Genomic DNA, 7,687 nt, shown 5'->3' on the forward strand with positions numbered 1-7,687 from the left:
GTCCGTCATTGCGGATCGCCACCACGACCTCGCCATCGGCATCGGTCGGCGCGCTCTTAAGGGAAGCCTGGTTGACGTAGTCGAGCGTCACCACCGCGCCGGCAAGCGGTTTGCCGTCGTGCAGTACGCGCAGGCGGATCGGATCGCCGGCCTTGCGGCCGACCGGGTTGTCGAGCGGCAGGATCTGCAGGTCCTGCTTCGGGAAGGCGGGCAGGGCACCGTGGGCGTGGAGGAGCGACAGGCTGTTCTTGATGTAGTGGCCGGCGGCTTTGGCGTCCGCCACCTTGTCCTTCGCCGCGTTCACCCATTTGCCATCCGTCTTCTCCGTCCAGTAACCGTTGTCGAAGGTGAGAAGAATGGCGGCGGGCTCGCCCTCCGGCTTCAGGATCGCGTGCTTCTCGCGTTTGTCGATCTCCACCGGCGTTGCGGCTCCCTCTTCGGAGATCGCCAGCGCCTGCGTGATGCGTGCGGGATCATAGGGGTCGTCACCCGCGCCATGGCCATAGACGACGCCGAGATTGCCCCAGCGCTCCGCCACCCAGGCGCCATGCGCCCCGGCGGTGAGGGGCAGCGAGAGAACGAGCGCGAGCGCGCCCGAAACAGCGAGAATCTGCTTCAGCATTATGGTCTCCAGATAGGTAATGTTATTACGTTACTGAGGTGGTGTAGCGTTCAGTGCTCCGGCCTGTCAAGCGGGCAGCGCGAAAGATCAATCGAGCAACTTGCGCAGCTTCGCCGGCGCCTTGAGGCGCCAGGATTCGGCGAGGCGGTGCCGAAGCTCCGCGTCGTCGATGACGGCGGCGCGCACCAGAAGGGCCGGCCAGCCTTTGTAATGGTCGGTTTCGTAATAGAGCTCGGGCGCCATTTCGATCAGGCGCTCCTTGTCGTCAAGCGGCACCATCAGCACCAGCGTTTCGGCATCCTTGATGCGCACGAAGAGTTTTCCCGCCACCTTCAGCGCTGGGGTGCCGTAGGACGTGCCGGTCTCGACACTGGGCAGGTCCTCGGCGAGGCGCCGGAGCCGCGCCAGAAGCGGATCGTCGGACATGCGAAATCCTCCCCGCCCAGACTATACCAGGGCGGGAAGGACGGCGAGGGGGAGGATCAGGAGCGGCAAGCCGCTTCGCCGGGCTGGGTCTGTGCGCGAAAGAGGCCGAAGGGCAGGTCGCCCAGCGCGCGGGAATCCATCGTCTCGATTTCGGGATGCGCCAGCGGGTCACGCATCCAGATGGGCGTCTCCGCCGGCTCGGCCTCGGCCTTCAGGGCTGCTGCGATCATGGAGAAAATCTTGAACATTGTCTTCTCCTTTCGGTTCGTTATCATTGTTGATGATTGATAATCGCGCCGAAAGAGCGCGTCATCAATCGAGCACTTCGTGACGGGGATATAGAAAAACTATATGCGAAATCTCAGCCTCGTGCATCTGAACGGCCTTCGCGTGCTGGAGGCAGTGGGGCGGCTCGGCTCCTTGCAGGCGGCGGCGGAGGAGCTTGGCGTCACCGTCGGCGCCGTCAGCCAGCAGGTCATTCGCGCCGAGGAGCAATTGGGGCGGGCGATCTTCGACCGCACCAACCGCGGCCTCGCGCAGACGGCCTTCGGCGCGCCCTTTCTCGCGCGCCTCTCGGCGGGCTTCGGGCAGATTTCCGAGGCGGTCGCCACCACCCAGCGCCGCGACGATGCGATCCTGACGATCTCGGTCGCGCCGATCTTCGCCTCGCGCTGGCTCATCCACCGCATCGATCGTTTCGCCGCCGCCCATCCCGAGATCAGCCTGCGCATCGAGGCGACGACGACACTGGTCGATCTCGCGCGCTCGGATGTCGATCTCGGCATTCGCGTCGGGCCGGGCACATGGCCGGATGTGCGGGCGGAGTTTCTGATCCCGCAGGTGATGTTTCCGGTGTGCGCGCCGGCGCTGGCGGAAAAAATCAGGACGCCTGAGGATCTCGCCACGCAGCCGGCCGTCGTTGATGGCAATGACGAATTCACCTGGGAGCGCTGGCTGAAGGCGGCGGGGCTCGATAGTCCTGCCCCCAAGGCGCGGCATGTCTTTTCCGATGCCTCGCTCTGCCTCGATGCGGCGCTGGCCGGGCAGGGGGTGCTGCTTGCCTGGCCGGTGCTCGCCTCCTGGGCGTTGAAGGAGGGGCGGCTCGTCGCGCCGTTCCCGATCCGGGTCGAGACCGGCAACGGCTACTATTTCGTGACGGCCCCCGGCGTGCCGGAGCCGCGAAAAGTCTCGATCTTCAAGCGATGGCTGCGGGCCGCCATCGTCGAGGACGAGGACGGCTTTGCCGGTGCCGTCATTCCAGCTCTTTCGCCCGCGTCTCCATCATCGCCCTGAAGGCCGGGCGCGCCTGGCAGCGCTCCAGCCAGGCCTTGACGTTCGGGGCGGCGTCGAAGAGCTGCGGCTGGCTCATCGCATAGCGGAACACTTCCGCGACATTGAGATCGGCCACGGTGAAGCGGTCGCCGACGACATGGCCGGTGGCGGCGAGATGTTGGTCGAGCCGCTGGAAACATTTTTTCAGCGCCTTGGCCGCGCCGCGAATGGTCAGGCGCCCCGCCTCGCTTTCGGCCGCATTGGTGTCGAGCGCCAGAATGATCTTCACGGCATGCGGCTCCACCTCGGTTGCCGCCCACATCGTCCATTGCAGCATTTCGGCCTCCTCCGTCACCGTCTGGCCGGAAAGCGCACCGCCATGCTTGCGGGCGAGATAAAGGTTGATCGCCAGCGACTCGGTCATCACGAAGCCGCCATCATCGATGCAGGGGATGAGGCCCGTCGGGTTGACGGCCAGGAAGTCCGGCGACTGCGTGTTGAGGGGGGCGTCGGCCGCATGCGGATCGTCCACCCGACGGGCTTGCACGACCGGCACGGAAACGAAGGGCAGGCCGAGTTCGCCCGCCAGCCAGTAGTTGCGCGAGGCGCGGGAGCGGTAGACGCCGTAAATGCTGAGCATGGATCCTCCTGATGCAAGCGGTTTGGAGACCGGACTTGCGATAGAACAAAGTGCCCCGGCGTTTTCCGCCCTAGAAAGGCATGAAGCGCAGGGGATCTGCCGGCACCATAGGCGGCGGGCCTTCCGTGCGGTAGGCTGATCGCCTGATCGATCGATGAATTGTCGTGATGGCGCTAGTCAGATTTTCATTTGAAATGCGTTGTGCAGGCTTGTTCTGGACACTGGCCTGATGACCGCGAACAGACTGGAGGCGTCGAAGCTGGACATCTGCACATGAATGATATTGCCGCGCCGCGCCAGTTCCGTAATCGCCCAAACCGTGTGACGCCCTTCGGACGGTTGGAGGCGTCGGTTTCCCGAGGGGCGTTCCTGGGCAATCGAGGCGACCTGCATGCCGCCGATGGTTCCATCCGCAAATCCTATGCGGTGAAATTCTGGATTTGCTGCACGCTCGAGGAAACCAACGGTCAGCGGGTGACGTTTGACAAGCGCGGACACTATACGCCGCTCTTCTTCTGGGACGAGGCCGTCGCAATGTCGGCCGGTCACCGTCCCTGCGGGCAATGCCGAAAGCCAGCATTTCATGCTTTCAAGCAAGCGTTCAATAGGGTCAAGAGATTTCCTGACGACCATTTCATGTCGGTCAAGCAAATCGATACCGAGATCCATGCTTGCAGGCTCGATGAGCATAAGCGCCAGCGCCGATACAGGGCATCGGCGACAGAGCTGCCCTCGGGGACGTTTGTGGCCTTCGACGCAGAGCCGGAAACCGCTTTTTTGCTGTGGGATGGCCTGGCCTATTCATGGAGCCATTCCGGATATGCGGAGCCGGTCGGCATCGATAGCTCCACCCAGGTCGACGTGCTGACGCCGCGGATACTGGTGGAGGTCCTAAGAGCGGGCTATCTCCCCTCGGTCCGTCTCCCGTCAATGTCACAGGAAAATCCGAGTAGCCGATGGTAAGCGGTCTGGCCGTCTGCTTTGCCGCATTGACCTCTCGCCGGCATGGGGTTATGGGCGAAAGGGTCCGCGCGCTTGCGGATGGGGACGAAGAATGAGACGAGGGATGACACATTGGGGCCTTTGCCTGCGCATGCTGTGCGCGGTCGCCCTGCTGTTCGTCGGTCTCGCCCATCGCCCGGCCATGGCCGCGATCCCCGCCGGCGTCTCGCTTGCGGAGTATGTCCTGCCCGACGGCACCTTCGCCGATCTCTGCCTGAACAATGTCGTCGACGGCAAGACCAAGCAGGCCATGCCCGGCAAATGCGAGGCCTGCCGCATCGGCGGCGCCATGCTGATGCCCGAGCCGGCGACGTTTGCCACCACCGTTCTCACCTTCCGCCAGGTTGCCGCCCTTCCGCTTGTCGAGGAGGCGCTGCACTCACGGCGTGAGCGGCCCGGTGCGCCGCCGCGCGCACCCCCCTTCCTGTCCGTCTGATTTTAGCAGTCCGCGCGGCGAAAAAGCCGCCGTGCGCCCGAAATCCAGCCTGACAGGACCGTCTCATGTCCGTAATCTCAGACGCGCCGGCCGTTGCCGCCGCCGAACCCTCCGCACTTGCGCAGCGCCTCTATCGCGCCATCTGGCGCTGGCACTTCTTCGCCGGCCTCATCGCCGTGCCCTTCATGATCAGCCTTGCCATCACCGGCGGCCTCTATCTGTTCAATGACGAGATCGATGCCAGCCTGTTCCGCTACCGCAACTATGTCGCGGTGGGCGATGCGGTGCTTCCGCCGTCGAAGATCGTCGAAAAGGCGATCGAGGCGGTGCCCGGCGGCACGCTTTCCTCCTATCGTACGCCGGCCGGTGCCGACCGTTCCGCCCGCGTGACGCTTGCGACCGATACCGGGCGCGAACTGGTTTTTATCGATCCCTATAACGGCGCCGTGCTCGATACGGTGGGCGCCAAGGAGGAGTTCAACGAGGTCGTGCAGGACCTGCACAGCCTCGATTATTTCGGTACCTCCTGGGAGCGGATCATCGAGGTGGTCGCGGGCTTCGCCATCGTGCTGACGCTGACGGGCATCTATCTCTGGTGGCCGCGCAACCAGACGGGTGGCGTTCTCAGCGTGCGCGGCACGCCGAAGAAGCGTGTCTTCTGGCGCGATCTGCATGCCGTCACCGGCATTTTCGCCAGCGTCGTCATCCTGTTCCTCGCCTTCAGCGGCCTGCTCTGGTCGGGTTTCTGGGGCGCCAAGCTCAATGCCAGTCTCACGGCAAACGGTATGGGCTACCCCGTCCAGCTCTGGGACAACGTGCCCCATTCCATGCTGGTCACCACGGATGTGCAGCCTCAGGCCTCCTGGCTGATGGAAAATGCTCCGGTGCCGGAATCGAGCCTGCCTGCCGGTGGCCAGACGGCGCTGCCGCCGATCGGCCTCGACAATGCGGTGACCATCGCCGATGCCGCCGGCATGCTGCCCGGCTACGAAATGTCGCCGCCCGCAGGCGAAACCGGCGTCTACACCGCCGCGATCTACCCGGCCGATCTTCAATATGAGCGGACCATCCATCTCGACCAATATACCGGCGAGCGCCTCGTCGATATCGCCTTTGCCGACTACCCGGCGACGGGCAAGGCCATCGAATGGAGCGTCAACCTGCACAAGGGGCAGGAATGGGGCCTGTTCAACCAGCTCCTGATGCTTTCGACCTGCCTCATCGTCATCGCCATGAGCGTGTCGGCCGTCGTCATGTGGTGGAAGCGCCGCCCTGCGGGCCGTATCGGCGTGCCGCCCGCACCGCGCGAAAAGCGCATCTATATCGGCCTGTGGGCGATTGCCGGCGTCTTCGGCGTACTCTTCCCGCTGACCGGCATCACCATTCTCGCCATGATCCTGTTCGACCAGATCGTCATCCGCTCCGTGCCGCCGCTGCGGCGCCTGTTCTCCTGATTAAAGACAAGGAAACGACCATGAAACGCATTCTCGCAACCATCGTCGCACTGACCCTCTCGGCCGGCGCCGTGCTGGCCCACGACTTCACCGTCGGCACGCTCGAAGTGCATCACCCGGCCTCGAAGGCGACGCTCCCCGGCCAGCCCGTCGGCGGCGGCTTCATGACCATCACCAACAAGGGTACTGCGGCCGACCGCCTCGTCTCCATCACCGCGCCCGACGTTTCTGATGACGTGCAGATCCACGAAATGGCAATCGAGAATGACGTCATGAAGATGCGCCAGCTGCCGGATGGCGTGGAAATCCCGGCCGGCGGCAAGGTCGAACTCAAGTCCGGCGGCCTGCATGTCATGTTCATGAAGATCAAGCATCCCTTCAAGGAAGGCGAGAGCTTCAAGGCGACGCTGAACTTCGAAAAGGCCGGCGCCCTGGACGTCACCTTCAAAATCGAATCCGCCAAGCCCGGCAATGCTACGGGTGGCGAAGGCGGCGCGAACCATGAGGGGCATGGCGGCTAAGGAAAAAGCGGATGAGGGGGCAATGCGGATATGCCCCCTCATCTACCTGGCGTCTCTCCATTCGGGCAAAAGGGAGAGGCGCTTTGCGGGGACGGATTCAGCCCGTCCGGTTCCGTTCGATCGTCAGATGCGCGTAACCGGACGATTCGGTGGCAAGATCGCCGGTCGTACGCTCGCTCCAGCGATAGCCGACGATGGCGCCATCAGGCGTTTCGTCGAAGATATTGCCGGAAATCAGCGCCGAACCGGCTTCCTCGACCACGCTGACGGCGCAGCCGACCGGGCTTTTGCGCACGAGATTGCCGGATACGACGAGGCCGCGCATATAGGGCCCCCAGCCGAGCACCAGGCCCCATTTCGGCGCGTTTTCCACCGTGTTGCCGGAGACGACTGTGTCGGCCTCCACGGCGATGCCGAAGCCGAAGCCCGCGCCGTCGTGAATGTAGGGGCCGTCGAGCTTGAGATTGCGCACGACGTTGCCGGTGACGGTGGCAAGCCGGCCACCCTCGTTGAAATTGACGATCAGGATGCCGTTCGCCGCGCCGTCGATGAGATTGCCGTTGACGATGGCGCCCTCGAAGCCGAATTCCGAGTAGATCGCCGTCTCGCCGCTGTCGAGGCAGGTATTGCCCGCGATCTGGATGTTGGAGCCGGCATTGGAGCGGATAGCGGAGAAGGCGCAAGCGGAGACGTGATTGTTCGTCACCATGACGTCGTCGGCGCGAAAAATGTTGATGCCGTTGCCATATTGGCCGGTGCCGCCGCGCGTGGCGGAGATGCGGGCGATGCGGTTGCCCGAGACGATGGTGCCATCGCGGCCCTTCTGCCAGCGGTGGACGAGGATGCCGCCATTGCCGCAATCGAAGACCTGGTTGCCGGTGACGGAGAGGTCATGGCTCTCGACGGCATAGAGGGCATAATCGGCCGCTCCAGACAGCCGATTGCGCTCGATGCGCCCGCCGGAGCGCTCGAGGCTGACGGCGGTTTTCGAGGAGCCCTGGATCTCGCAATTCTCGATGACGACATTGGCGACGTTACTCAGATGGACGAGGCCTTCCACGGTATCGCCGAGCCAGCGGTTCGCCCCGTCGATGACGAGATTGGCAAGCTCGATGCGGGAAACGCCGTCGGCCGCGAAGAGATGCCCGCCGCCGCCATAGACGATGCGGGTGGCGCCCGGCACGCCGGTCAGCCGCGTGTTATCGGGCAGGGTGATGTTGGAGATCGCATAGTCGCCGGGCGGCAGGAAGACCGGCGTGTTCTTGGCGGCGGCGTCCTTCAGCAGCTTTTCGAAGGCCTTGCTCTTGCGGTCGT

At 64.1% G+C, this 7,687-nt stretch carries 10 protein-coding genes; 5 read left to right on the forward strand and 5 right to left on the reverse strand.

Annotated elements, in window-relative coordinates:
• From ACOZK4_RS08745 to ACOZK4_RS08755, 3 genes are all read right to left on the reverse strand, one after another.
• The coding region (locus ACOZK4_RS08745; protein WP_421591547.1) for a DUF4198 domain-containing protein at positions 1-622 on the reverse strand (622 nt) is incomplete at its 3' end.
• Positions 623-709: 87 nt separating this feature from the next.
• Positions 710-1,048, reverse strand: coding sequence for an MmcQ/YjbR family DNA-binding protein (locus ACOZK4_RS08750; RefSeq protein ID WP_421591548.1), 339 nt, complete (start codon positions 1,046-1,048; stop codon positions 710-712).
• 56 nt (positions 1,049-1,104) lie between these two features.
• A complete protein-coding gene (locus ACOZK4_RS08755; RefSeq protein WP_421591549.1) occupies positions 1,105-1,296 on the reverse strand; it encodes a hypothetical protein in 192 nt (63 codons plus the stop codon).
• Between the two features lie 103 nt (positions 1,297-1,399).
• Here ACOZK4_RS08755 and ACOZK4_RS08760 point away from each other — a divergent pair, with 103 nt between their 5' ends.
• Complete coding sequence (locus tag ACOZK4_RS08760; RefSeq protein ID WP_421591550.1) at positions 1,400-2,341, forward strand: LysR substrate-binding domain-containing protein; 942 nt, start codon at positions 1,400-1,402, stop codon at positions 2,339-2,341.
• On the opposite strand, the gene ACOZK4_RS08765 is transcribed toward ACOZK4_RS08760, so the two are convergent.
• A complete protein-coding gene (locus ACOZK4_RS08765; protein ID WP_421591551.1) occupies positions 2,301-2,960 on the reverse strand; it encodes a glutathione S-transferase family protein in 660 nt (219 codons plus the stop codon). The genes ACOZK4_RS08760 and ACOZK4_RS08765 overlap by 41 nt on opposite strands.
• A gap of 273 nt (positions 2,961-3,233) precedes the next feature.
• Here ACOZK4_RS08765 and ACOZK4_RS08770 point away from each other — a divergent pair, with 273 nt between their 5' ends.
• The 4 genes from ACOZK4_RS08770 to ACOZK4_RS08785 all read left to right on the forward strand — a co-directional run bounded on the left by ACOZK4_RS08770 (position 3,234) and on the right by ACOZK4_RS08785 (position 6,373).
• Positions 3,234-3,923, forward strand: a complete 690-nt coding sequence (locus tag ACOZK4_RS08770; RefSeq protein ID WP_421591552.1) for a hypothetical protein — start codon at positions 3,234-3,236, stop codon at positions 3,921-3,923.
• Between the two features lie 103 nt (positions 3,924-4,026).
• Positions 4,027-4,398 carry a hypothetical protein gene (locus tag ACOZK4_RS08775; protein WP_421591553.1) on the forward strand — a complete coding sequence of 124 codons (372 nt, stop codon included), beginning with the start codon at positions 4,027-4,029 and terminating at the stop codon, positions 4,396-4,398.
• A gap of 74 nt (positions 4,399-4,472) precedes the next feature.
• Entirely contained in the window at positions 4,473-5,852 is a 1,380-nt protein-coding gene (locus tag ACOZK4_RS08780) for a PepSY-associated TM helix domain-containing protein (protein WP_421591583.1), read from the forward strand.
• 20 nt (positions 5,853-5,872) lie between these two features.
• On the forward strand, positions 5,873-6,373 hold the full coding sequence (locus ACOZK4_RS08785; RefSeq protein ID WP_421591554.1) for a copper chaperone PCu(A)C: 501 nt from the start codon (positions 5,873-5,875) through the stop codon (positions 6,371-6,373).
• 97 nt (positions 6,374-6,470) lie between these two features.
• Here ACOZK4_RS08785 and ACOZK4_RS08790 read toward each other — a convergent pair.
• The coding region (locus ACOZK4_RS08790) for a TIGR03808 family TAT-translocated repetitive protein (protein WP_421591555.1) at positions 6,471-7,687 on the reverse strand (1,217 nt) is incomplete at its 5' end.

It is taken from the genome of Shinella sp. M27, assembly GCF_049199905.1.
Lineage (GTDB): Bacteria > Pseudomonadota > Alphaproteobacteria > Rhizobiales > Rhizobiaceae > Shinella.